General features: G+C 62.6%; 18 protein-coding genes and 2 tRNA genes. 2 read left to right on the top strand and 18 right to left on the bottom strand.

The window, feature by feature from the left end:
• From AC07R1_RS31350 to truA, 11 genes are all read right to left on the bottom strand, one after another.
• Positions 1-73, bottom strand: a tRNA-Asp gene (locus AC07R1_RS31350).
• Positions 74-132: 59 nt separating this feature from the next.
• Positions 133-208, bottom strand: a tRNA-Val gene (locus AC07R1_RS31345).
• A 154-nt stretch (positions 209-362) separates the two neighbouring features.
• Entirely contained in the window at positions 363-1,139 is a 777-nt protein-coding gene (locus tag AC07R1_RS31340) for an SDR family oxidoreductase (protein ID WP_041117029.1), read from the bottom strand.
• Positions 1,136-2,347 (bottom strand): O-succinylhomoserine sulfhydrylase, encoded by a 1,212-nt coding sequence (locus tag AC07R1_RS31335; RefSeq protein ID WP_015634907.1) that lies wholly within the window; start codon positions 2,345-2,347, stop codon positions 1,136-1,138. The genes AC07R1_RS31340 and AC07R1_RS31335 overlap by 4 nt, the downstream gene beginning before the upstream one ends.
• A 36-nt stretch (positions 2,348-2,383) precedes the next feature.
• Entirely contained in the window at positions 2,384-3,889 is a 1,506-nt protein-coding gene (gene purF / locus AC07R1_RS31330) for an amidophosphoribosyltransferase (protein ID WP_011060388.1), read from the bottom strand.
• 41 nt (positions 3,890-3,930) lie between these two features.
• On the bottom strand, positions 3,931-4,488 hold the full coding sequence (locus tag AC07R1_RS31325) for a CvpA family protein (protein WP_011060387.1): 558 nt from the start codon (positions 4,486-4,488) through the stop codon (positions 3,931-3,933).
• A 98-nt stretch (positions 4,489-4,586) separates the two neighbouring features.
• A complete protein-coding gene (locus AC07R1_RS31320; protein ID WP_011060386.1) occupies positions 4,587-5,240 on the bottom strand; it encodes an SPOR domain-containing protein in 654 nt (217 codons plus the stop codon).
• Positions 5,224-6,531, bottom strand: a complete 1,308-nt coding sequence (gene folC, locus AC07R1_RS31315) for a bifunctional tetrahydrofolate synthase/dihydrofolate synthase (RefSeq protein ID WP_495111269.1) — start codon at positions 6,529-6,531, stop codon at positions 5,224-5,226. The genes AC07R1_RS31320 and folC overlap by 17 nt, the downstream gene beginning before the upstream one ends.
• Positions 6,528-7,448: an acetyl-CoA carboxylase, carboxyltransferase subunit beta gene (gene accD / locus AC07R1_RS31310; protein ID WP_495111268.1), complete on the bottom strand. Its 921-nt coding sequence runs from the start codon at positions 7,446-7,448 to the stop codon at positions 6,528-6,530. Before accD ends, folC begins: the two co-directional genes overlap by 4 nt.
• 259 nt (positions 7,449-7,707) lie before the next feature.
• Positions 7,708-8,340, bottom strand: a complete 633-nt coding sequence (locus AC07R1_RS31305; RefSeq protein ID WP_011060383.1) for a phosphoribosylanthranilate isomerase — start codon at positions 8,338-8,340, stop codon at positions 7,708-7,710.
• A gap of 61 nt (positions 8,341-8,401) precedes the next feature.
• Entirely contained in the window at positions 8,402-9,226 is an 825-nt protein-coding gene (gene truA, locus AC07R1_RS31300; RefSeq protein WP_011060382.1) for a tRNA pseudouridine(38-40) synthase TruA, read from the bottom strand.
• 228 nt (positions 9,227-9,454) lie between these two features.
• On the opposite strand from truA, the gene AC07R1_RS31295 reads away from it, so the two are divergent.
• The gene (locus AC07R1_RS31295) at positions 9,455-10,114 is read left to right on the top strand and encodes a M24 family metallopeptidase (protein ID WP_495111267.1); all 660 of its coding nucleotides are present in this window, start codon (positions 9,455-9,457) and stop codon (positions 10,112-10,114) included.
• A 77-nt stretch (positions 10,115-10,191) separates the two neighbouring features.
• Here the strand turns inward: AC07R1_RS31295 and AC07R1_RS31290 are convergent, their stop codons facing one another.
• The 7 genes from AC07R1_RS31290 to leuC all read right to left on the bottom strand — a co-directional run bounded on the left by AC07R1_RS31290 (position 10,192) and on the right by leuC (position 19,440).
• Complete coding sequence (locus AC07R1_RS31290) at positions 10,192-12,810, bottom strand: FimV/HubP family polar landmark protein (protein WP_495111266.1); 2,619 nt, start codon at positions 12,808-12,810, stop codon at positions 10,192-10,194.
• A 205-nt stretch (positions 12,811-13,015) separates the two neighbouring features.
• The gene (locus AC07R1_RS31285; RefSeq protein WP_072451533.1) at positions 13,016-14,026 is read right to left on the bottom strand and encodes an aspartate-semialdehyde dehydrogenase; all 1,011 of its coding nucleotides are present in this window, start codon (positions 14,024-14,026) and stop codon (positions 13,016-13,018) included.
• Between the two features lie 180 nt (positions 14,027-14,206).
• A complete protein-coding gene (gene asd, locus AC07R1_RS31280; RefSeq protein ID WP_015634899.1) occupies positions 14,207-15,319 on the bottom strand; it encodes an aspartate-semialdehyde dehydrogenase in 1,113 nt (370 codons plus the stop codon).
• Between the two features lie 54 nt (positions 15,320-15,373).
• The gene (gene leuB / locus AC07R1_RS31275; RefSeq protein ID WP_342403830.1) at positions 15,374-16,456 is read right to left on the bottom strand and encodes a 3-isopropylmalate dehydrogenase; all 1,083 of its coding nucleotides are present in this window, start codon (positions 16,454-16,456) and stop codon (positions 15,374-15,376) included.
• Positions 16,457-16,507: 51 nt separating this feature from the next.
• Positions 16,508-17,272, bottom strand: a complete 765-nt coding sequence (locus tag AC07R1_RS31270) for a class I SAM-dependent methyltransferase (RefSeq protein WP_015634897.1) — start codon at positions 17,270-17,272, stop codon at positions 16,508-16,510.
• Positions 17,273-17,366: 94 nt separating this feature from the next.
• On the bottom strand, positions 17,367-18,011 hold the full coding sequence (leuD, locus tag AC07R1_RS31265) for a 3-isopropylmalate dehydratase small subunit (protein WP_015634896.1): 645 nt from the start codon (positions 18,009-18,011) through the stop codon (positions 17,367-17,369).
• Between the two features lie 10 nt (positions 18,012-18,021).
• Positions 18,022-19,440, bottom strand: a complete 1,419-nt coding sequence (gene leuC, locus AC07R1_RS31260) for a 3-isopropylmalate dehydratase large subunit (protein WP_072451535.1) — start codon at positions 19,438-19,440, stop codon at positions 18,022-18,024.
• 153 nt (positions 19,441-19,593) lie between these two features.
• On the opposite strand from leuC, the gene AC07R1_RS31255 reads away from it, so the two are divergent.
• Positions 19,594-20,484 carry a LysR family transcriptional regulator gene (locus tag AC07R1_RS31255; protein WP_011060374.1) on the top strand — a complete coding sequence of 297 codons (891 nt, stop codon included), beginning with the start codon at positions 19,594-19,596 and terminating at the stop codon, positions 20,482-20,484.
• The last annotated feature ends 56 nt before the right edge of the window (positions 20,485-20,540 follow it).

Below are 20,540 nucleotides of genomic sequence, written 5' to 3'. Positions count from 1 at the left end.
GCAGCGGACGGGACTCGAACCCGCGACCCCCGGCGTGACAGGCCGGTATTCTAACCGACTGAACTACCGCTGCGCGTCGGTTGGAGGCTTCCTTGGAAGCTTCCCTCTTTCTTGCGAAAGAGACTCAGGGAATGGTGGGTGATGACGGGATCGAACCGCCGACATTCTGCTTGTAAGGCAGACGCTCTCCCGGCTGAGCTAATCACCCTTTGCTTCGCTGAGGCCGCGAAATTTACGCAGGTAACGAAGCTAAGTCAATAGCAGGCTTGAAGTTTTTTTCAAAAACAGCAGCAAGCAGAAACTTCGCACCAAGAGCCAGAGGCGCTCCTCTTGGGCTTGCAGCCACAAACTCTCTACCACCCTTATTCCTGATAAATCATTTTCTTGGTCATGCCACCGTCCACCACGAATTCCTGGCCGGTGACAAAGCCCGAATTGCGGGACAGCAGCCAGGCCACCATGGAGGCCACATCTTCCACAGTCCCTACCCTGCCTGCCGGATGCTGGGCATGATCGGCATCGGATAACGGCTCTGCGCGACGCACCGCAGGATCCCGGGCATCGATCCAGCCGGGGCTTACCGCATTGACCCGAATCTCCGGCCCCAGGCTGATCGCCAGGGCATGAGTCAAGGCCAGCAGCCCCCCCTTGCTCGCCGCGTAGGCTTCGCTGTCAGGCTCCGATTGCCTGGCGCGGGTAGAAGCCAGATTGACGATGGCGCCGCCATGGGCGCGCAAATACGGCGCACAGTGCTTGGCCAGCAGCATCGGCCCGCCCAGGTTCACCGCCATGACCCGATTCCAGTAGGCCAGATCCAGGCTTTCCAGGGTGATGTTGTGCGGGTCGGCTACAGCGGCATTGCAGACCAGGGCGTCGAGGCGCCCGAACTGCCCCAGCACCTCAGCCACCCCCTGGGCCACTTGCACTTCATCGGCCACGTCCATGGTGATGAACCAGGCACTTTCACCCAGCACCTTGGCCACCTTGGAGCCGCGCTCACGATCGAGGTCGGTCAACACCACCTGCCAGCCTTCGCTGATCAGCCAGGCAGCGATACCCAGGCCGATACCCCGGGCCGCGCCGGTCACCAGCGCGACACGCCCATTGCCGCCGCCCTGGGGCGTGGACAACTCGATCACAAGGCTGCCAGGCCGCGAGCCAGGTCGGCTTGCAGGTCGACCACGTCCTCCAGCCCCACCGCGATGCGGATCAGGCTGTCGCGAATGCCTGCCGCTTCACGCTCCTGGGGCGCCAGGCGCCCGTGGGACGTGGTGCTCGGATGGGTGATGGTGGTTTTGCTGTCGCCGAGGTTGGCGGTAATGGAGATCAGTCGCGTGGCATCGATAAAGCGCCAGGCGCCCTCTTTGCCGCCCTTGACCTCAAAACTCACCACCGCGCCAAAACCACGCTGCTGACGCTTGGCCAGCTCGTGCTGCGGATGGCTGGCAAGGCCTGCGTAGTGCACCTTCTCGACGCCCTCCTGCTGCTCCAGCCACTCAGCCAGGGCCAGGGCATTGGCACAATGAGCACGCATCCGCAGGTTGAGGGTTTCCAGGCCCTTGAGGAAGATCCAGGCATTGAACGGGCTCAGGGTCGGCCCCGCGGTACGCAGGAAACCCACCACTTCTTTCATCTGCTCGCTGCGCCCGGCCACCACGCCGCCCATGCAACGCCCCTGGCCGTCGATGAACTTGGTCGCCGAATGCACCACCACGTCCGCTCCCAGCTTCAACGGCTGCTGCAAGGCCGGAGTGCAGAAACAGTTATCCACCACCAGCATTGCGCCCTTGGCATGGGCCACCTCCGCCAACGCGGCGATATCCACCAGCTCGGCCAGCGGATTGGAGGGCGACTCGACGAACAGCAGCCTGGTATTGCTCTTGATCGCCGCATCCCAGCCGGACAGGTCCGCCAGGGGCACGTAATCGACTTCAACACCAAAGCGCTTGAAGTACTTCTCGAACAGGCTGATGGTGGAGCCGAACACGCTGCGCGACACCAGCACATGATCGCCGGCGCTGCACAGGCTCATGACCACCGAGAGAATGGCCGCCATGCCAGTGGCGGTCGCCACAGCCTGCTCAGCCCCTTCCAGCGCCGCGATGCGCTCTTCGAAGGAACGCACGGTGGGGTTGGTGTAGCGCGAATAGACGTTGCCCGGCACTTCGCCAGCAAACCGCGCCGCCGCATCGGCGGCCGTACGGAACACATAGCTGGAGGTGAAGAACATCGGGTCACCGTGCTCGCCTTCCGGCGAGCGGTGTTGGCCGGCGCGCACCGCCAGGGTATCGAACGCTACGCCTTCAAGGTCGCTGTCCAGCCGACCGGCATCCCAATCCTGACTCATGCCGCCTACTCCTAATGTCTTCTTAAAATGCTCGGATCAGTTGTTGTACAGATCGATGATGGCGCTGACCGCCTGGGTCTTGGCCTTGGACGCATCGTTACGAGCGTTCTCGATCTTGTTCAGGTAGGCCTCGTCGACGTCGCCGGTAACGTACTTGCCGTCGAACACCGCGCAGTCAAAGTTCTCGATCTTGATCTTGCCACCACCGACCGCCTCGATCAGGTCCGGCAAGTCCTGGTAGATCAGCCAGTCGGCGCCGATCAGGTCTGCCACGTCCTGGGTCGAACGATTGTGGGCGATCAACTCGTGGGCGCTCGGCATGTCGATGCCATACACGTTCGGGTAACGCACGGCAGGTGCAGCCGAGCAGAAGTAGACGTTCTTCGCGCCCGCTTCACGGGCCATCTGGATAATCTGCTTGCAGGTGGTGCCACGGACGATGGAGTCGTCCACCAGCATCACGTTCTTGCCGCGAAATTCCAGTTCGATCGCATTGAGCTTCTGGCGTACGGATTTCTTCCGCGCCGCCTGGCCCGGCATGATGAAGGTACGGCCGATGTAGCGGTTCTTGACGAAACCTTCGCGGAACTTGACCCCTAGATGGTTCGCCAGCTCCAGCGCCGCAGTGCGGCTGGTATCCGGGATCGGGATCACCACGTCGATATCGTGCTCAGGGCGCTCGCGCAGGATCTTCTCTGCCAGCTTCTCACCCATGCGCAGGCGCGCCTTGTACACCGAGACGCCATCAATGATCGAATCCGGGCGGGCCAGATATACGTGTTCGAAGATGCACGGCGTGAGTTGCGGGTTGGTGGCGCACTGGCGGGTGTAGAGCTTGCCCTCTTCAGTGATGTAGACCGCTTCGCCCGGAGCCAGGTCGCGAATCAGGGTGAAACCCAGCACATCCAGGGAAACGCTTTCCGAGGCGATCATGTATTCCACGCCTTCGTCGGTATGACGCTGGCCGAAGACGATCGGACGGATACCGTGGGGGTCACGGAAACCGACAATGCCGTAGCCGGTGATCATGGCCACCACCGCGTAGCCACCCACGCAACGGTTGTGCACGTCGGTGACGGCGGCAAACACGTCTTCCTCGGTAGGCTGCAACTTGCCGCGCTGGGCCAGCTCGTGGGCGAACACGTTGAGCAGCACTTCAGAGTCGGAGTTGGTGTTGACGTGGCGCAGGTCGGACTCGTAGATCTCCTTGGCCAACTGCTCCACATTGGTCAGGTTGCCGTTGTGCGCCAGGGTGATGCCGTAAGGCGAGTTGACGTAGAACGGCTGAGCCTCGGCCGAGGTCGAGCTGCCCGCGGTTGGATAGCGGACATGGCCGATGCCCATATGGCCTACCAGGCGCTGCATGTGCCGCTGCTGGAACACATCACGCACCAGGCCGTTGTCCTTGCGCAGGAATAACCGGCCATCATGGCTGGTCACGATACCGGCAGCGTCCTGGCCGCGGTGCTGGAGGACGGTTAGCGCGTCATACAGCGCCTGATTGACGTTCGACTTACCGACGATACCGACGATGCCACACATGCGACGCAACCCCTACTTAATGAAACTGAACTGAACCCATCTTACTGAGGCGTTTTGGCCGGTAAGAGGTGCTCCTTGAACGGTATATCAGCGGGTACGCTGATACCGCTGGCCAGCCACTGACTGCTCCACCCCAATATGAGGTTCTTGGACCAGTCTGCAACCAATAGAAATTGTGGCACCAGTCGCGACTGTTGCCACCAGGAATCCTGCTGTACCGGCCCCAGGCTCAGGAGCCCGATCGCCACGACCACCAGCAGCGCGCCACGCGCAGCGCCGAAGGCCATGCCGAGGAATCGATCGGTCCCGGAGAGGCCGGTGACGCGAATCAACTCGCCGATGAGATAGTTGACCATTGCCCCCACCAGCAAGGTGGCGACAAACATGATTGCGCAGCCCGCGATCACGCGAGCCGAGGGAGTTTCGATATAACCGCCGAGGTACTCGGACAGTGAGCCACCAAACATCCAGGCAACGACTCCTGCGATGATCCAGGTAAGCAACGACAAGGCTTCTTTGACGAAACCGCGGCTCAAGCTGATCAAAGCGGAGATGGCGATTATTGCAACGATCGCCCAGTCAACCCAGGTAAATGGCACAGTGCAGCCTACAGACGGATAAGGCGGCGCATTTTAACAGAGCGCTTGGCTGTCGGTAAGCTGCGATTCACTGTGCTTTTAAAATCAAGCGGATAGCCTTAGCCACGCTCTGGCTGGAAGCGCACCACGAAACCCTTGAGATTATGCTGACGCCCCAGCAGGTCACGCAGGCGATCAGCTTCGGCGCGCTCGATCAGCGGCCCGACAAACACCCGGTTCTTGCCTTCGGCGGAACGGATATAGGCGTTATAACCCTGGCTACGCAGGGTTTTCTGCAGGTTTTCCGCGCTTTCACGGCTCGACAGACTGGCCAGTTGCACCGACCAACTGACGGACAAGCCATTGGCATCGACCCGGCTCTGGCTGGTATCGGGCTTGGCACTGGCCACGGGCTGCGGCGGAACCGGTGTTGGCGCAGGCTTGGCCACAGGCGCAGGCTTGCTGGCCACGGTCGGAGCAGGAGCCACCACCGGGGCCGGTGCGATCGGGGTCGATGGCGCTTGCTGCACCACAGGCTCGTGCTCGTCGGCTGGCACAGAGCCCTCGGGCAGTACCTGAGGCTCTGGCACAACCACCGGCTCGACCTGGACCTGCGGCATGGCCGCGGCTTGCGGCGCCGACGGCACATCCACCGTCACATGACGCTGCTCATCCTCGCGCGAGAACAGCATTGGCAGAAAGATCACCGCCAAGGCCACCAACACCAGTGCTCCGACCATTCGCTGCTTGTAGACGTTATCCAGCATTGCCATGTGCAGCTTCCTCCGTGGAGCGCCGGGCGAGCCACTCAAGCGCCTCGGCAACACAATAAAAAGAACCGAACAGCAGAATTTCGTCATCTGCAGTGGCTTGCGCGCATTGCGCTTCCAGCGCGGCAGCCACACTGGAATAGGACGCTACCGAAGCACCAAGGTTCTCCAGAGCCTGCTGCAAATCCTCCACCGGGCGCGCCCGCGGCGTGTCCAGAGGCGCTACCGCCCAGTGCCGGACCGCCCCTTTCAGGCAGCCAATCACGCCCTCCAGATCCTTGTCCGCCAGCAGCCCGAACACCGCCAGACGCTTGCCCGGCACAGGCCGGCGCGCCAGGCGCTCAGCCAGGTACTGGGCGGCATGGGGGTTGTGACCGACGTCCAGCAGCAGGTTCAGGCGCTTGCCCTGCCAGTCGACCTGCCGGCGATCCAGACGCCCGGTAACCCGGGTCTGGCGCAAGGCCGCGCTGATCCGCTCCGGCTGCCATGGCAAACCGGTGAGCAGATAGGCCTGCAACGCCAGAGCGGCATTTTCCATAGGCAGATCCAGCAATGGCAGGTCTTGCAGCTCGACCGGCTTGCCCTGGGCATCCAGGCCACGCCACTGCCAATGCTGGTCAGTGACCCCGAGATCAAAGTCCCGCCCCCGCAGGAAAAACGGGCAGCCCAGCTCCCGCGCCTTGTCCAGCAAGGGTTGCGGCGGATCCAGGTCGCCACATAGCGCCGGAGCGCCAGGACGAAAGATCCCGGCCTTCTCGAAGGCCACGGATTCGCGGGAATCGCCCAGGTATTCGATGTGATCGACACCAATACTGGTCACCAGCGCCAGGTCGGCATCCACCAGATTGACCGTATCCAGGCGGCCACCCAACCCCACCTCCAGGACCACGGCATCCAGCGCCGCCTGCTGAAACAGCCAGAACGCTGCCAGAGTGCCCATCTCGAAGTAAGTCAGGGTGACTTCGCCGCGCCCCGCCTCTACCGCAGCAAAGGCTTCGCACAACTGCTCATCTGTGGCCTCGACGCCATTGATCTGCACCCGCTCGTTATAGCGCAGCAGGTGCGGCGAACTGTAGCCCCCCACCTGCAGGCCCTGGGCCCGCAGCAGGGAAGCGACAAAAGCGCAGGTAGAGCCCTTGCCATTGGTACCGGTGACCGTGACCACCCGGGGCGCAGGCTTGCCCAGCCCCATCTGGGACGCTACCTGCTGCGAGCGCGCCAGCCCCATGTCGATGGCCGAGGGGTGCAACTGCTCGAGGTAGGCGAGCCATTCGCCCAGGGTACGTTGGGTCATAGGTTTGCTGGAGCCGGCGGCACCACGATCGGCTCGACCGGCGCCGCGACGAATTCCGGCGTCGGCAGGCCCATCAGCTGGGCCAGCAGGTTGCCCAGGCGCGGACGCAGTTCCTGACGGGAGATGATCATGTCGATCGCACCATGCTCCAGCAGGAACTCACTGCGCTGGAAACCTTCAGGCAGTTTTTCCCGCACGGTCTGCTCGATCACTCGAGGACCGGCGAAGCCCACCAGGGCTTTTGGCTCGGCGACAATCACGTCGCCCAGCATCGCCAGGCTGGCGGAAACGCCGCCATAGACCGGGTCGGTCAACACGGAGATGAACGGGATGCCTTCTTCACGCAGGCGCGCCAGTACCGCGGAGGTCTTGGCCATCTGCATCAGAGAGATCAGGGCTTCCTGCATTCGCGCACCACCGGAGGCGGAGAAGCAGATCATCGGGCAGCGATTTTCCAGGGCGTAGTTGGCGGCGCGCACGAAACGCTCGCCGACGATGGCGCCCATGGAGCCCCCCATGAAGGAAAATTCGAAAGCCGAGACCACCACCGGCATGCCCAGCAGGGAGCCACTCATGGAGATCAGCGCATCTTTCTCGCCGGTCTGCTTCTGCGCAGCGGTCAGGCGGTCCTTGTACTTCTTGCCGTCGCGGAACTTCAGACGGTCCACTGGCTCCAGGTCAGCGCCCAGTTCGGCACGGCCTTCGGCGTCGAGGAAGATATCGATACGGGCACGCGCACCGATGCGCATGTGGTGGTTGCACTTGGGGCAAACATCCAGGGTCTTTTCCAGCTCCGGACGATAGAGCACCGCCTCGCAGGATGGGCACTTGTGCCAAAGACCTTCAGGCACCGAGCTTTTCTTCACCTCGGAACGCATGATCGAAGGGATCAGTTTGTCTACTAACCAGTTGCTCATGCTTTCTTTCTCCAGTACCGGCGGCCCGAACGCTCTGGTTCGCAGCCCCGTGTATGCCCTTGAGCTAAATTCATGTGTGCGGCGATGATCAGTTCGCTGCCGCGGTCAGCACCGGGCTCGACCTGCCTGCAACGAACCTTTCCTCAGCCATCCCGACAACCCGCTCCAGAGCGGTTGCCACTCGATTCCGACCCCGCCTGAAGGCGACGCCTGCCTGTTTTGTACAGTGGTGTTATGGACGGCGGCAGACTGCCAGCCGTCACATCGACTCGTTGCTGCGACGCACTGCCTGCATAAATGCCTGAATCTTTGCCGGGTCCTTGATGCCCTTGCCCTGCTCCACCCCGCCGCTGACATCCACCGCATACGGGCGCACCCGGGCGATGGCTGCCGCCACGTTATCTGGCGTGAGGCCACCGGCAAGAATGATCGGCTTGCTCAGCCCCTGAGGAACCAGGGACCAGTCGAACGCCTCGCCGGTTCCACCCGGCACGCCTTCGACATAGGTATCCAGCAGAATCCCGCTGGCCCGCGGATAGGCCAGGCAGGCCGCCGCGATGTCATCCCCGGCCTTGACCCGCAACGCCTTGATATAGGGCCGGTGATAGCCCTCGCAATCAGCCGCCGACTCATCGCCATGAAACTGCAGCAAGTCCAGCGGTACGGCGTCGAGGATCTCCCCCAGCTCGCAACGACTGGCATTGACGAAGAGGCCGACGCTGGTCACGAACGGCGGCAAGGCGGCGATGATTGCCCGCGCCTGCTGCACATTCACCGCCCGCGGGCTCTTGGCATAGAACACCAGGCCGATGGCATCGGCCCCCGCCGCCACTGCTGCCAGCGCATCTTCTATGCGGGTAATCCCGCAGATCTTGCTGCGAACAGCTGGCATGTCATGAACCTCGGGGGCAAATCCGGAAAGTCCCGGATGGTAGCAAATGCTTTTCCGGGCGTCAGCCGTCAAGTTCCGAGAATCCGCTGAGGAAATGTGGCCCGATGTATCGCTCGGGCAACTGGAACTCGTCCTTGTATTCGACCTGCACCAGGTACAGACCAAAAGGATGGGCGGTGACGCCGCCGGTACGCCGGATCCGGCTTTCCAGCACTTCTCGCGCCCACTCCACCGGCCGCTCGCCGGCACCGATGGTCATCAGCACCCCGGCGATGTTGCGCACCATGTGATGCAGGAATGCGCTGGCACGAATATCCAGGACGATCATCTTGCCGTGCCGGGTGACCCGAAGGTGATGGATCTCCTTGATCGGCGACTTGGCCTGGCACTGCCCGGCCCGGAACGCGCTGAAATCATGGGTGCCCACCAGGAACGCGGCAGCCTGGGCCATGCGCTCGATATCCAGCGGCCGGTGGTTCCAGGTGATTTCTTCGTTGAGATGGGCTGGACGGATCTGATCGTTGTAGATCACATAACGGTAACGCCGGGCGATCGCCTTGAACCGTGCGTGAAAATGCGCGGGCATCTCCTTGGCCCAGCTGACGCTGATGTCGTGGGGCAAATTGATATTGGCCCCCATCACCCAGGCCTTCATCGAACGCACGGCCTGAGTATCGAAATGCACCACCTGCCCGCAGGCATGCACCCCGGCATCGGTGCGTCCGGCACAGGACACCACCACCGGAGAATCCGCGACCCGGGACAGGGCCTTCTCCAGGGTTTCCTGGACACTGGGCACACCGGAGGCCTGACGCTGCCAGCCGCGGTAGCGCGAGCCCTTGTATTCCACACCCAGGGCGATTCGGGAAAAGCCTTCGGCTGCCATTTCGGCGGCCGGGTTATCTATATTTGCCAAGAACTTACAGCCTGCTGATATGCGCAAAGGCGCTCATTATAGGGCCGCAGACAATAGACGCCACGGGCTGTCGGGCTTTGTTTGCAGATTGATCAGCCATACAGCCGCCCACAGGGCGATTGCATCCGCCCACAGGCAAACGCTATATAGTTTTTTATATATCGAAAACAACAAAGCCCCCTGATCGAGAGCCGATGAATGAACGCAACCAGCAAAGAAGCCGTAGGCCTGGCCTACAGCCTGGAGGGCATGCTCCATGCCAAGCGCATGACCTGGGAGGCCATCGGGCAGATCGCCCGGCAGGTCAAGCCGGGCATGCAGGAATCCGCCGCCAGGGAAATGGGCCTGCAAGTCCTGCGGGAGATGGGTATGGAGCGAATCTGGCATCCGCTGCTGATCCGCTTTGGCGCCAATACCCTGAAAACCTTCAAGCAACGCTCCGATGGCGATCCGCTACTCCAGGAAAACGATCTGTTCTTCATCGACCTGGGCGTGGTCTGGGACCGCCATGAAGGTGATTGCGGGGCGACGTTCGTGGTCGGCGACGACGCTGAAATGCATGCCTGTGCCGCCGCGGCGAAAAGCCTGTTCGACCAGGTCCACGACCACTGGCAGAGCCACCAGATGGCTGGCCCTGAACTCTATCGCTATGCACAGGAACAGGCCCGAGCCATGGGCTGGGTACTCAATCTGGATATCAAGGGCCATCGGGTCAGCGACTTTCCCCACGCCATCTACCGCGCTGGGGACCTGGGAGATTTCGCCGCCTGCCCGCAAGTGGGTCTGTGGATCCTGGAAATCCAGATCTCCCACCCTACCCGGCCCTTCGGTGCCTTTTACGAAGACCTGCTGGCCTGAGCCTCACCGCCACCGCAGCGCCACCAACAAAAACGGCAGCCTCATCGGCTGCCGTTCTGTTCAAGCATCAGGTTGCTTCAGGCCAGTCGCCCCAACATCTCCTGGGCTTCGCTCTTCTGCCCTTCGTTACCTTCGCTCAGCACCTCACCGAGGATGTCCCGCGCACCGTCGTTATCCCCCATATCGATATAGGCCTGGGCCAGATCGAGCTTGGTGGCCACCTCGTCGCTGCCGGAGAGGAAGTCGAAGTCCGCCTCATCAGGCGCTGCAGCGGCATCCTCGGCAGTGAAGCTGGGGATCGCCGGCTCCGGCTGATCAAGGCTCTGGCTCAGACGATCCAGTTCAGCGTTGACATCATCCAGCTCGGAAGTGAAGGCGTCCTTGGAGTCCGCGCCAGCATCCAGCTCATCGGCCAGGGACAGATCGAAGTCCGCCGACAGGTCCAGGTCATCCAGGGCCGGGTCGGTGACGGTAGGCACGTCGCCTGCCGGCAGGTCCTTGAGGTCGTCATCCAGGCTCAGCAGGAAATCTTCATCGCTCGGCTTCGCCGCCGGTAGATCAGCCCCCAGGTCCAGATCGAAATCACCCAGGTCGTCCAGGTTTTCCTCGGGAGCAAGCTGCTGCTCGAGCACCGAGCCAAAGCTCAGGTCGTCATCCAGCGGGAAGTCTTCCAGCTCGGTTTCAGGTTCAGGGGTGAGCACTGCCGGTGAAGCCGCCTCCAGGTCATCCAGGCTCAGGTCAAAATCCGCATCCAGGCCTTCTACCGGAGCAGCCGGCTCAGGCGCTGGCGGTTCGTCCTGCAGCAGCTCCTTGACGTACTCGGCATCCAGTTCGGCTGCCACGGCCGCAGTGGCCAGGCCAGCTGCCGCCGCTACCGCGACCATTGCCGGGAAGCGACTTTTCAGTTGCTCGACCTGAGCGTGGTTATCGCCATTGGCCACCAACTGCCGTTCCTGGGCGACAAAGGCGCTGCGGTCACCCTGATGCGCGTAGACCTCCATCAGCTTCAGACGCAGATCACTGCGTTGCGGCTCCAACTTGACCGCTTCTTCGAGAATCGCCGCGGCCTGGTTCAGGCGGCCGGCATCGATGTGATTCTGAGCCTGGCCCAGCACATCGGTGGCGCGCTCGACCGGGGCTACCGGAGCGGGCGCCACCACCGGCGCTGGAGCTGGAGCTGGAGCTGGAGCTGGAGCTGGAGCTGGAGCTGGAGCTGGAGCTGGAGCTGGAGCGAGATTAACGCTTGGTGCTGGAACCTCAAGGCCTTCGAAGCTGCTTTCCGGCAGGTCCATTTCCTCGGTGAAATCGCTTTCCTCCGACAGTGCCCGCGCCATGCGCAAGTGCTTCTCCGCTTCCTGCTGAGCCTTGCGGCGACGAGCCAGCAACAGCAACAGCAGCAACAAGGCCAATACCGCACCGCCACCCACCAGCCCCAGCAGGATCGGGTTGGTCAGCAGATCGGAGTATTTATCTTCGTCGCTCTTGGCGGGAACGGCATCCTCAGCAGGCTTGGCAGCCGGCTCGCTGGCCGGGGCCGCTGGCGCCACCACTGGGGCTGGCGTTTCGGGCTTGGCCACCAACTCAGCTGGCATTGCCGGAGCTGGCTGGGCACTAGGTACCGCAGTACCTGCGCCCTCGGCCTGCATCTTGGCCAACTGGTTGTTCTTCAATTCGATCAGGCGCTGCAGCTTGTCCAGCTGGCTTTGCAGGTCCGCCATGCGCTCCTTGAGCTCGGCGTTGTCACGACGGGTTGCGTCGAGGCTTTCCTGAGTCACCGCCAGCTTGTTGTTCAGCGCCTTGGCATCGCCGGCTGCGCCCTTGCCCCGGGTCTTGCCGTTTTCAGCGGACACCAGGCTCAGGTTGTCCTTGGTGTTGACCTGCTTGGGCGCCTTGTCGGCACCGGCGCGACGAGTCGCGTCCACCTGCTGCTGGCCACGGGCACCGGCGCGGCGGCCCTGGCGCCAGGCAGCATTCTGCGCCGCCACTTCAGCAATTGCCTTGGGCTGCGGCAGCGCGGTGCTCTGCACCACATCGGGCAGGCGCAGCACCTTGCCGGTCTTCAGCCGATTGATGTTGCCATCGATAAAGGCATCCGGGTTCAGCGCCTGGATCGCCAGCATGGTCTGCTGGATAGAGGCACCGTTGCGGTTCTTGGCGGCGATTTCCCACAAGGTGTCACGGGCCGAGGTGGTGTACTGCTCCGGCTTGCCGGACTTGTTGGCGCGGGTGACCGGGGCACTCACCGCCGGGGCGCCTACTGGCGCGCTCTGGGCAGCGGCGGCGGCCTGCGGGGAGAATTTCGATGGGTCCAGCAGCACACTGTAGTCGCGCAGCAGGCGGCCGTTGGGCCACATCACCTGCACCAGGAACTTGACCATCGGCTCCGACAGCGGCTGGCTCGAGGTCACCCGCAGCACGCTCTTGCCGCCGGGATTGAGAATCGGAGTGAAACGCAGGTCGTTGAGAAAGGCCTGGCGATCAACGCCGGCCTTGGCGAACTCTTCTGCCGGCGCAAGGCTGGGCACTACCTCGGCGGCAGTGAGGTCCTTGACATCGAGCAATTCGATTTCTGCTACCAGAGGCTGGTTCAGACTCGACTTCAGGGTCAGCTCCCCAAGCCCAAGCGCCTGCGCCATACCGGAGGACAGCGCCGAGGCGGCCGCTATTGCTAACACCAGTTTGCGAACTTGAACCATAGCCTCATCCTTTGTTTGAACATTCCTCGGCCAGCGAGAAGGTTTTGTAGCGGCTGCCAACAGGCATTGCGCGGGACCATCAACGACCACGACGCGCGATTATTTCTTGCATGCCCCGGGAGCACCTGACGGCCACTCACCTCCAGCAACTTGCCAAGCATAGCGCCCGGCTAGATTCATTCTGCAAATTGTTGCCAAGTATCTTTTACAGCAGGTCTTTTATCAACAATTCAGCCAGCTGCACAGCGTTCAAGGCCGCACCTTTGCGTACGTTATCCGAGGTCAGCCACAGATTCAGTTCCGTCGGGTCGTCGACCCCGGAACGAACCCGCCCCACATAGACAACATCCTGGCCCACGGCGTCACCCACGGCAGTCGGATAGTCGCCCGCCTCCACCAGCTCCAGGCCGGGGGCCGCTTCCAGTGCTGCATTGACTGCCGCCAGGTCAACGGCGCTGCCTGACTGCAGAGTCACGCTATAGCTATCGCCAAAAAATACCGGCGCTTGAATGCAAGTGACAGAAATCTTTAATAAAGGCTGCCCCAGCACCTCGCGCAACTCCCGGACCAGGCGCTTTTCCAGCAGGGTATGGCCCTGGGCGTCTGGAGTGCCGACCTGGGCCAGCAGGTTGAAGGCCACTTGCCGATCGAAAAAGCGTGGCTCCATGGGGCGCACATTCAACAGTTCGGCCGTCTGCCGGGCCAGTTCGCTGACGGCCTCACGGCCCTGGCTGGAGATCGCCAGGCTGGCGGTCAGGTTGACCCGCTGGATGTCCAGCAAGCCTTGCAACGGCGCCAGCGCCACGGCCAGGGCGGTAGCCGAAGCGCTCGGGCTGCTCAGTTGCAATGGTTTTTTCAAGCCGGCCAGCACCTGGGCATTGGCTTCGGGAACGACATTGGGCGCCTGGGCCGAAGGCAAGGCACCGGAAAGATCGATCACCGCGCAGTTGGCCGCCGTGGCACGCGGGGCAAAACTCAGGGTCACCGCCGGGCCGGCCGCGAAGAACGCCAGCTGGACCTTGCTGAAATCGAACTCGTCGACTTCACGCACCCGCACGTTCTTGCCGCGGAACGGCACCGAATGACCGGCCGACTCGCTACTGGCCAGCAGGTGCAGGTTGGCAACGGGGAAGTCACGTTCTTCCAGAATCTGCACCAGGGTTTCGCCGACAGTACCGGTGGCACCGATCACGGCAATATCAAGGGAAGGAGTCATGGTGCTACCTCAGGCGAAACGGGGGGAGCGGCACTTTACCCGGCACGGGGTGGCGAGGCAATTCGCGGGGGGAGCTGTGGTTGGAACGAAGCACTCTTGGCGGGCAAGCCCACTCCTGCGGTGGGCATGAAAAAGCCCGCGCCTTGTGCAAGGGGCGGGCTATTTCAAGCGCTCAGAGAATCAACGCTCCAGCAGGATCCGCAGCATGCGGCGCAGCGGCTCGGCCGCCCCCCACAGCAACTGGTCGCCGACAGTGAAGGCGCCCAGGAACTGCGAGCCCATGTTCAGCTTGCGCAGGCGGCCCACCGGAATGTTCAGGGTGCCGGTGACCTTGGTCGGGCTCAGCTCCTGCATGCTGATATCACGCTGGTTCGGCACCAGCTTGACCCAAGGGTTGTGCTGGCTGATCAGCCCTTCGATATCGGCGATCGGCACATCCTTGTTGAGCTTGATGGTCAGCGCCTGGCTGTGGCAGCGCATGGCGCCGATGCGCACGCAGATGCCGTCCACCGGGATCGGGCTCTTGAAGCGACCGAGGATCTTGTTGGTCTCGGCCTGGGCCTTCCACTCTTCACGGCTCTGGCCGTTGGGCAGTTCCTTGTCGATCCATGGAATCAGGCTGCCGGCCAGCGGCACGCCGAAGTTCTCGGTCGGGTAGGCATCGCTGCGCATGGCCTCGGCCACCTTGCGATCGATGTCGAGGATGGCACTGGCCGGGTTGGCCAGTTCATCAGCGACGGCAGCGTGGGTGGCGCCCATCTGCTTGATCAGCTCGCGCATGTTCTGCGCGCCGGCGCCGGAGGCGGCCTGATAGGTCATGGCGCTCATCCACTCCACCAGGCCGGCTTCGAACAGGCCGCCCAGGCCCATCAGCATCAGGCTGACGGTGCAGTTGCCGCCGATGTAATTCTTGGTGCCCGCATCCAGCTGCTGGTCAATGACCTTGCGGTTCACCGGATCGAGGATGATCACCGCGTCATCTTCCATGCGCAGGCTGGATGCGGCATCGATCCAGTAGCCCTGCCAGCCCGCTTCGCGCAGCTTGGGGAAGACTTCGCTGGTGTAGTCGCCACCCTGGCAGGTCAGAATCACGTCGAGGGTTTTCAACTCTTCAATGCTGTAGGCGTCCTTCAGCGGAGCAATATCCTTGCCCACCGACGGCCCCTGGCCACCGACATTGGAAGTGGTGAAAAACACCGGTTCAATAAGATCGAAGTCCTGCTCTTCCAGCATCCGCTGCATGAGCACGGAACCGACCATACCGCGCCAACCGATCAGACCTACACGTTTCATCGCAACTACACCTATACAAAAGTGGGCCACTGTCTGTGCAGTGGGCCCGAAAGATTACAGATTCCGCAGCGCGGCGACTACTGCATCGCCCATTTCCTGCGTACCGACTTTGGTGCAACCGGCCGACCAGATGTCACCGGTGCGCAAACCATGGTCCAGGACCCGGCTCACGGCCTGCTCGATGGCGTCCGCGGCCTCGGTCAGGTTGAAGCTGTAGCGCAACATCATCGACACCGAGAGGATGGTCGCCAGCGGGTTGGCAATGCCCTGCCCGGCGATGTCCGGCGCCGAACCGTGGCATGGCTCGTACATGCCCTTGTTGTTGGCATCCAGGGACGCCGACGGCAGCATGCCGATGGAACCGGTGAGCATCGAGGCTTCGTCGGAAAGAATATCGCCGAACATGTTGTCGGTGACGATCACATCGAACTGCTTCGGCGCACGCACCAGTTGCATGGCGGCGTTGTCCACATACATGTGGCTCAACTCGACATCCGGGTAGTCCTTGGCCACTTGCTCGACCACTTCACGCCACAGTTGGCTGGACGCCAGGACGTTGGCCTTGTCCACCGAGCACAGCTTCTTGCCGCGCACGCGGGCCATGTCGAAGCCGACCCGGGCAATACGGCGGATTTCACTCTCGCTGTACGGCAGGGTGTCGTAGGACTGGCGTTCGCCGTTTTCCAGTTCGCGGGTGCCCCGTGGCGCGCCGAAGTAGATGCCACCGGTCAGCTCGCGAACGATGAGGATGTCCAGGCCGGAGACGATTTCAGGTTTCAGGCTCGAAGCATCGGCCAGTTGCGGGTAGAGGATCGCCGGGCGCAGGTTGCCGAACAGGCCCAGTTGCGCACGAATCTTCAGCAGGCCGCGCTCAGGGCGGATGTCACGCTCGATCTTGTCCCACTTCGGGCCGCCCACGGCGCCCAGCAGCACCGCATCGGCGGCCCGGGCACGATCCAGGGTCTCATCGGCCAGGGGCACACCGTGCTTGTCGATGGCCGCACCGCCGATCACGTCGTGGCTCAGCTCGAAGCCCAGGCTGTACTTGTCGTTGGCCAATTCCAGGACCTTGACCGCCTCGGCCATGATTTCCGGGCCAATACCGTCACCGGGGAGAATCAGAATCTGCTTGCTCATGCGTTCCTCGTTTGCTCTGTCGGCACGCCCGCAGGCGTGCCCGGAAAAAGTCTATCGCTCGGCCCACAGCACCAGTACGTCTGTACTGAACGAACCGTCGGCGGCAATCTCAAAATATTCACGCACTTCGTTACCCATTGCCTGCTGCAACTGGCGGATCGCCACCCGCAACGGCTCGGGAGTGCGCATGCGCTCGACCCAGGAGCTGTACTCCAGGCGCAGGCGCTGGCGGCTGGTACTGCGGGTGTGCAGGCCGGCCTCGCTGACCTGGCGCAGCCATTCACCCGCCGAATAATCGCGCACATGGCTGGTATCGCGCAGCACTTCGACGCTTTGCAGGTAAGTGTCCAGCAGCGGACTGCCCGGCGACAAGACATCGATGAACGCCGCCACGCCGCCCGGCTTCAGGACCCGGCGCACTTCCCGCAGGGCCAGGCCCAGGTCGCTCCAATGGTGGGCCGAGTAACGGCTGAAGACGAAGTCGAACTCGCCATCGGCGAACGGCAGGCGCTCGGCGGCGCCCAGTACGGTGCGGATGTTACCCAGCCCGCGCTCCTGCGCCGCCCCTGCCACCACATCCAGCATCTGCTGGGAGAGGTCGTAGGCCACCACTTCCCTGACCTGCGGCGCGACATGAAAACTGACGTGGCCGGCACCGCAGCCCAGGTCCAGGAGCCGGGCTGTGCCCTTGCCTGCCACCTCGGCCTGCAGCAAGGCAAATTCGGCACCCTGAGCGTGCACGGTGCTGCTCAGGTAAGCCGAAGCCTGCTCGCCAAATTGCTTCTGTACTACCTGGCTGTGAGCGTTGCTGGTCATGGGGCGATCCTTTTGGGCAAGGGAAACGGCGTTCGCTGGCAAGCCAGCTCCTACAACGCCATCCGTAGGGGCCGGCTTGCCGTCGATCAGGCAATCAGGCGTCGCGGAACAGCCAGGGCTGGCTGGCGCGATGCTTGGCCTCGAAGGCGGCGATGGCGTCGCCGTCCTGCAGGGTCAGGCCGATGTCGTCCAGACCATTGAGCAGGCAATGCTTGCGGAAGGCATCGATCTCGAACTTCAGCACCTTGCCGTCGGGGCGGGTCACGGTCTGCGCTTGGAGGTCGATGCGCAACTGGTAGCCCGGAGTAGCCTCGACCTGCTGGAACAGCTCGTCGATTTCAGCGTCGCTCAGGATGATCGGCAGCAAACCGTTCTTGAAGCTGTTGTTGAAGAAGATGTCGGCGTAGCTGGGCGCGATAATGCTGCGAAAACCGTACTCCTCCAGGGCCCACGGCGCGTGCTCGCGGCTGGAGCCGCAACCGAAGTTCTCCCGGGCCAGCAACACGCTGGCCCCCTGGTAACGCTCGGCGTTGAGCACGAAATCCTTGTTCAACGGGCGCTTGGAGTTGTCCTGATAGGGCTGGCCCACGTCCAGGTAGCGCCACTCGTCGAACAGGTTGGGGCCAAAGCCGGTGCGCTTGATCGACTTGAGAAACTGCTTGGGGATGATCTGGTCGGTGTCGACGTTGGCACGATCCAGAGGCGCGACCAAACCATTGTGCTGAGTGAAAGCTTTCATGCTGCGCTCCTTAGATCAATTCACGGACGTCGACGAAACGACCGCTGACAGCGGCGGCGGCGGCCATGGCCGGGCTGACCAGGTGGGTACGCCCACCGGCACCCTGGCGCCCTTCGAAGTTGCGGTTCGAGGTCGAGGCGCAATGCTCGCCGGACTCCAAGCGGTCCGGGTTCATCGCCAGGCACATCGAGCAGCCCGGCTCACGCCATTCGAAACCGGCTTCGAGGAAGATCTTGTCCAGGCCTTCAGATTCGGCCTGCGCCTTGACCAGGCCCGAGCCCGGCACCACGATCGCCTGCTTGATGGTGGAAGCCACTTTGCGGCCCTTGGCGATGACCGCGGCGGCGCGCAAGTCTTCGATCCGCGAGTTGGTGCAGGAGCCGATGAAGACGCGGTCCAACTGAATGTCGGTGATCGCCTGGTTGGCGCTCAAGCCCATGTACTTCAAGGCGCGGACGATGGAATCGCGCTTGACCAGATCCATTTCCTTGGCCGGGTCCGGTACGTTCTGATCCACCGCCAGGACCATTTCCGGGGACGTGCCCCAGCTGACCTGCGGCTTGATCTGTGCGGCATCGAGCTCGACCACGGTATCGAACTCGGCGTCGGCATCGGACACCAGGTCCTTCCAGGCCTCGACGGCCAAGTCCCATTCGGCGCCCTTGGGGGCGAACGGACGTCCCTTGACGTATGCCACGGTCTTTTCGTCCGCCGCCACCAGGCCGACACGGGCACCGGCTTCGATGGACATGTTGCAGATGGTCATGCGGCCTTCGACGGACAGCTCGCGAATCGCGCTACCGGCGAACTCGATGGCATGGCCGTTACCGCCGGCGGTGCCGATCTTGCCGATCACGGCCAGGACGATGTCCTTGGCGGTCACGCCGAAAGGCAAGGTGCCTTCCACGCGCACCAGCATGTTCTTCATTTTCTTGGCCACCAGGCACTGGGTGGCGAGCACGTGCTCCACCTCGGAGGTGCCGATGCCATGGGCCAGGGCGCCGAAAGCACCGTGGGTCGAGGTGTGGGAGTCACCACAGACCACGGTCATGCCCGGCAAGGTGGCGCCCTGCTCCGGGCCGATCACGTGGACAATGCCCTGGCGCACGTCGTTCATCTTGAATTCGACAATGCCGTATTCATCGCAGTTGTCGTCGAGGGTCTGCACCTGGAGGCGGGAAACCTGGTCGGCGATCGCTTCGATCCCGCCCTTGCGCTCCGGCGTGGTCGGTACGTTGTGGTCCGGGGTGGCGATGTTGGCATCGATGCGCCATGGCTTGCGCCCGGCCAGACGCAGGCCTTCGAAGGCTTGTGGCGAGGTCACTTCGTGGATGATGTGACGATCGATATAGATCAGCGCCGAACCATCGTCGCGCTGCTTGACCAAATGCGAATCCCAGAGCTTGTCGTAGAGCGTCTTGCCGGCCATCGGACCATTCCTCATCAGCTTGTTTCTATGCCCCGGGCTCCGATCGTGCGCCGATCAATAACCCTTTGGCTTGTGAGGCCGATCCTATGGCGTTAGATTAAATAACTCAAATTCATATTTTTCATGCTTTGGATAACCAACTGGAATGCAACCATGGACCTGGCCAACCTCAACGCCTTTATAGCCATCGCCGAGACCGGCAGCTTTTCCGGCGCCGGCGAACGCCTGCACCTGACCCAGCCAGCCATCAGCAAACGCATCGCCGGCCTGGAGCAGCAACTCAACGTGCGGCTGTTCGACCGCCTGGGGCGGGAGATCGGCCTGACCGAGGCCGGGCGTGCCCTGCTACCCCGGGCCTACCAGATCATCAATGTGCTGGATGACACCCGCCGCGCCCTGACCAACCTCACCGGCGAAGTCAGTGGCCGCCTGACCCTGGCCACCAGCCATCACATTGGCCTGCACCGCCTGCCGCCATTGCTGCGGGCCTTCACCCGGCGCTACCCGCAAGTGGCCCTGGACATCCAGTTCCTCGACTCCGAAGTGGCCTACGAGGAAATCCTCCATGGCCGCGCCGAACTGGCAGTGATCACCCTGGCCCCCGAGCCCCACTCCCTGGTCAAGGCCACTGCGGTCTGGGACGACCCACTGGACTTCGTCGCCGCGCCGGAACACCCGCTGGTCAGCAGCGGCCAGGTGAGCCTGGCGGATATTGCCCTGCATCCCGCGGTTTTCCCCGGTGGCAATACCTTTACCCACCATATTGTCCAACGCCTGTTTGAAGCCCAGGGCCTGACGCCGAACATCGCCATGAGTACTAACTATCTGGAAACTATAAAGATGATGGTGTCCATCGGCCTGGCCTGGAGCGTGCTGCCACGCACCATGCTCGACGACCAGGTGGCGCGCATTCCTTTACCGGGCATACAGCTGCACCGCCAGCTAGGCTATATCCTGCATACCGAACGGACACTTTCGAACGCTGCGCGGGCTTTCATGGCCTTACTGGATGCACAAGTCGATTGGCCAGGGAACCCGGCATAACACTCCGGGTATCGCCCGTGCCACGCCGCAGCGCCATGAGTATCCCGCACCCGACG

This window comes from Pseudomonas sp. GW821-FHT07F01 (assembly GCF_059418825.1).
Note: the sequence above shows the minus strand (reverse complement) of the source record. Positions and strands in the feature narration are given on the sequence as shown.

What these genes read in the sequence shown, in the direction of transcription:
- AC07R1_RS31255 (WP_011060374.1), top strand. Translation starts at nt 19,594, where the DNA reads ATGGACCTGGCCAACCTCAACGCCTTTATAGCCATCGCCGAGACCGGC.
- leuD (WP_015634896.1), bottom strand. Translation starts at nt 18,011, where the DNA reads ATGAAAGCTTTCACTCAGCACAATGGTTTGGTCGCGCCTCTGGATCGT.
- AC07R1_RS31270 (WP_015634897.1), bottom strand. Translation starts at nt 17,272, where the DNA reads ATGACCAGCAACGCTCACAGCCAGGTAGTACAGAAGCAATTTGGCGAG.
- accD (WP_495111268.1), bottom strand. Translation starts at nt 7,448, where the DNA reads ATGAGCAACTGGTTAGTAGACAAACTGATCCCTTCGATCATGCGTTCC.
- leuB (WP_342403830.1), bottom strand. Translation starts at nt 16,456, where the DNA reads ATGAGCAAGCAGATTCTGATTCTCCCCGGTGACGGTATTGGCCCGGAA.
- asd (WP_015634899.1), bottom strand. Translation starts at nt 15,319, where the DNA reads ATGAAACGTGTAGGTCTGATCGGTTGGCGCGGTATGGTCGGTTCCGTG.
- AC07R1_RS31335 (WP_015634907.1), bottom strand. Translation starts at nt 2,347, where the DNA reads ATGAGTCAGGATTGGGATGCCGGTCGGCTGGACAGCGACCTTGAAGGC.
- AC07R1_RS31295 (WP_495111267.1), top strand. Translation starts at nt 9,455, where the DNA reads ATGAACGCAACCAGCAAAGAAGCCGTAGGCCTGGCCTACAGCCTGGAG.
- folC (WP_495111269.1), bottom strand. Translation starts at nt 6,531, where the DNA reads ATGACCCAACGTACCCTGGGCGAATGGCTCGCCTACCTCGAGCAGTTG.
- AC07R1_RS31305 (WP_011060383.1), bottom strand. Translation starts at nt 8,340, where the DNA reads ATGCCAGCTGTTCGCAGCAAGATCTGCGGGATTACCCGCATAGAAGAT.
- AC07R1_RS31285 (WP_072451533.1), bottom strand. Translation starts at nt 14,026, where the DNA reads ATGACTCCTTCCCTTGATATTGCCGTGATCGGTGCCACCGGTACTGTC.
- purF (WP_011060388.1), bottom strand. Translation starts at nt 3,889, where the DNA reads ATGTGTGGCATCGTCGGTATCGTCGGTAAGTCGAACGTCAATCAGGCG.
- AC07R1_RS31290 (WP_495111266.1), bottom strand. Translation starts at nt 12,810, where the DNA reads ATGGTTCAAGTTCGCAAACTGGTGTTAGCAATAGCGGCCGCCTCGGCG.
- leuC (WP_072451535.1), bottom strand. Translation starts at nt 19,440, where the DNA reads ATGGCCGGCAAGACGCTCTACGACAAGCTCTGGGATTCGCATTTGGTC.
- truA (WP_011060382.1), bottom strand. Translation starts at nt 9,226, where the DNA reads ATGGCAGCCGAAGGCTTTTCCCGAATCGCCCTGGGTGTGGAATACAAG.
- AC07R1_RS31320 (WP_011060386.1), bottom strand. Translation starts at nt 5,240, where the DNA reads ATGGCAATGCTGGATAACGTCTACAAGCAGCGAATGGTCGGAGCACTG.